This is a genomic window from Mesorhizobium sp. M0408 (assembly GCF_040321495.1).
Lineage (GTDB): Bacteria > Pseudomonadota > Alphaproteobacteria > Rhizobiales > Rhizobiaceae > Mesorhizobium.
On sequence record NZ_JAMYRO010000050.1, the window covers coordinates 22,501 to 25,957 of the forward strand.

Annotated in this window: 1 protein-coding gene, 1 rRNA gene and 1 pseudogene (1 of these 3 cut by a window edge); 1 reads left to right on the forward strand and 2 read right to left on the reverse strand. The window is 61.3% G+C overall.

All coding sequences use genetic code 11. The features are described from left to right. A 16S ribosomal RNA gene (locus tag NKI67_RS32185) occupies positions 1-333 on the reverse strand; it reaches 1,152 nt to the left of the window's first position. Between the two features lie 771 nt (positions 334-1,104). Between NKI67_RS32185 and NKI67_RS32190 the strand changes: the two genes are divergently transcribed. Beyond that, the gene (locus NKI67_RS32190) at positions 1,105-3,063 is read left to right on the forward strand and encodes a M23 family metallopeptidase (RefSeq protein WP_352577119.1); all 1,959 of its coding nucleotides are present in this window, start codon (positions 1,105-1,107) and stop codon (positions 3,061-3,063) included. 17 nt (positions 3,064-3,080) lie between these two features. Here the strand turns inward: NKI67_RS32190 and NKI67_RS32195 are convergent. Continuing rightward, positions 3,081-3,457, reverse strand: a pseudogene (locus tag NKI67_RS32195) (MFS transporter); the annotation flags it as partial.

Sequence of the window (3,457 nt, forward strand, 5' to 3'; positions counted from 1 at the left end):
ATATTCCCCACTGCTGCCTCCCGTAGGAGTTTGGGCCGTGTCTCAGTCCCAATGTGGCTGATCATCCTCTCAGACCAGCTATGGATCGTCGCCTTGGTAGGCCATTACCCCACCAACTAGCTAATCCAACGCGGGCTCATCCATCTCCGATAAATCTTTCTCCCGAAGGACGTATACGGTATTAGCTCCAGTTTCCCGGAGTTGTTCCGTAGAGATGGGTAGATTCCCACGCGTTACTCACCCGTCTGCCGCTCCCCTTGCGGGGCGCTCGACTTGCATGTGTTAAGCCTGCCGCCAGCGTTCGTTCTGAGCCAGGATCAAACTCTCAAGTTTAGAAGACTTTGATTTGGCTTTATCTGGTCACGCTTTGAATTGACGAGAACATTCACACCTAGACACTTGCGTATCTTGGTAGATTTTATTCTCTCAAAACGTGTCCGCCAAAGTCTCGTTCGAACCGTCCCATCCCTGGCGGGATGAGGGGTTCAGCAGGACTCTGCCGCCCACGTTTCTCTTTCTTCAATATTCAATTTTCAAAGAACAGACTCTGCAGACGCAGTGTCGTGGCCCGTTACGCTTTTGGCTTCGGGGCCTGTCGAGTGTCGCTCACGCGGCTCTCTTGAATTTCGCGGAGGGCAGATTTAGAAGCGAACTTCTTCGTCGCCAGCGGCGCGCCGCCCTCGTTGTTGAGGCGTATATAGTCGGGGGGCGTCCAAAGTGTCAACAGCGATTTCGAACTTTTTTGAATTTTTTGCGACGAAAGTTGGGGCGCCGCTTTTCTGTAGCCGACTGCCGCTACGGCATGGGGACAACAAAGCCGGCTGTCGCGGTGGAGCCCTATTGCCGCCGTATTGCAGTTTGACACCAAGGCCAACGAAGCAGGCGAAAGCGCCACCCGCGCAGGGCCTTCTATAAGAGACCAAACGGCGCCTCCCAGGCGCTTCCTATAAGAGACTAAAGAGAACCCATAGAGACAGACGTGTGATTGGGGATTTCGGCCGGGGCCAGGCGCTTCGTTGACTTCACCCGCCGTGACAGGCAAATGTCATGGCCACAACAAGAACGACAAGCCGTTCCGCCCCGGGGAAGAAGCAGCCTTTCTGGATGCCAGACACGGAAGATGTCATAGCCGACCTCGGCAACGAGCCGCCGCTGATCGCGGACGGCCGCAGCGGCCCTCCCGACCGGCGCGAGGTTTCGGCGCGCTGGCTGTCGGGCACCTTCCTTACCGGCGTGACCTCGAGCGTGCTGATGGGCGTGGCGCTGTTTGCAGCGCTTGACGGCCGCCAGCAGTTGGCGACGCCACCCGAGATCGCCGAACTGATCAGCCTTGCCAGTGGCGACGATTCCGGTGAGATCGCCAAGACGACACGGCTGGTCGCGCTGCGCCAGATCGCCAAGGCCAAGGATCGCCGGCGCATGGAAGTGTCGATGGTGACCAAGGTTGGCGACCGCGACGTCATCCACACCATGCCTTTCGTGCAGATCAAGATGGCGCTTGCCGCCGGTCACACGACCAGCCGTTCCTATCCGCCTTTCGACCCGATGCAGGTGTTTGGCAATGGCGACGACAATGCCGCCCAGCCGGCAGCCGCCACCGCCAGCCAGATCTATGGCGCCAAGGTCGAAAGCGAGATGAGCCTGAAGACCGTCGATTTCCCGATCGAGACGGCGGCCTTCGACGAAAAGAGCGACCTTTCGGCCGACGAGGTGGAAAAGGTGGTGCACGAGGCCGGCACCGATCTGAGCGACGGCGCCGTCCAGGTCGCGTCGCTGCACTATGTCGACCCACAGCGGTTCGGTGACGGCTTCGCCGAGAGCATGGCCGGCTCCTATGACGTCAAGATCGTCCCGGAAAACGTCTCGGTGTCGCCGCGTGCCGCGGTCGACGATCAGGCGCCGGCCTTCGCCGAGGAAATCATCCCCTTCACCAAGGATCTCGACATTGCCGAGGCCTTCGCCGATTCGGGCTATACCGGTGACGACGCAACCGGGATGGCCGAGGCGATCGCCAAATTGCTGAATGCCACGGCCCTCAAGGCAGGAACCGTGCTGCGCGTTGGGCTCGAGGTCCATGGCGACGCCGCCAAGATCGTTCGCACCAGCGTGTACGACAGGACCCAGCACATCGTCACCATCGCGCTCGACGACCACGACCAGTACGTGCCGGCGCAGGAGCCGGAGCCAAATCCCGAATTGCTGACGGCGTTCGACGATTCGCCTGCGCCCATAGTGCGCGGCAATCTGCCGAACATCTATGACGGCATCTACCGCACCGCCTATTCCTACGGCATGTCCAAGGCGATGACGCAACGGCTGATCAAGTTGCTGGCATCCGGTGTCGACTTTCAGTCGCGCCTCAATCCCACGGACCGCATCGAGGTGCTGTTCTCGCAGCCCGATGGCGACGACCAGGCGTCTGACGAATCCGAGCTGCTTTACGTCTCCGCGACTTTCGGCGGCACGACACGAAATTTCTATCGTTTCCAGATGCAGGACGGCAGCACCGACTACTTCGACGAAAACGGCAGCAGCGCCGAGCAGTTTCTGCTGCGCAATCCCTTGCCCAATGGCCGGTTTACGTCCGGGTTCGGTGCCAGGCGTCACCCCATTTTGGGGTATGTGAAAATGCACACCGGCACCGACTGGGCAGCTCCCGTGGGATCGCCGATCATTGCCGCGGGCAACGGCGTCGTCGAAAAGGCCGGCTGGGCCGGCGGCTATGGCAAGCAGATCATCTTGCGTCACGCCAATGGCTACGAGACGTCCTACAATCACCAGAGCGCCTTTGCCAAAGGCATCGAGCCGGGTGTTCGCGTTCGCCAGGGTCAGGTTATCGGCTATCTCGGCTCAACCGGCCTCTCCACCGGTCCGCATCTTCATTACGAACTGATCGTCAACGGCACAAAGGTCGATTCGATGCGCGTCCGCCTACCGGTCGGTAAGACGCTGAAGGGCGACGACCTCGTCGCCTTCAAGCGCGAGCGCGAACGCATCGACGACCTGCTCAAGCAGGAAGACAGCAATCAGTTGAAGGTCGCGAGCGCCAAGATCGAAGGCTGAGCCGACGTTTTTCGTCGTCAGCCCTGCTGATTCGCCGTGTCGCGCGCCCATGGCAGCCGCTCGCCGGAAACCGTCGTCCACGCGGTGATTGCCGAAAACAGGCAAAGCAGCGCGGTCACCGCGGCAACGGCGGCGAATGCCGCGTCGCTGGCGGCAAGTCGTGCCGTATCGAGGCCGGGCGCCAGGCCGGCTGGCGGCGGTTCGCCGAAACCCGGAATGCCGGAGCCGGCAGCGGTGCCGAGCACGCCAGCATAGACCCAGGCCGCCAGCGATCCCATCGCCGCCACGGCAATCAGGCCGCCGATGCGCGAGACGGCGTTGTTGATGCCCGAGGCCGCACCCGTATCCTTGTCCTCGACCGCCGTCATGACGGCGGTCGACAGCGGCGCTACCC

Bases quoted from the DNA above. Each gene is read 5' to 3' on its own strand.
- NKI67_RS32190 (WP_352577119.1), top strand. From the start codon at position 1,105: ATGCCAGACACGGAAGATGTCATAGCCGACCTCGGCAACGAGCCGCCG.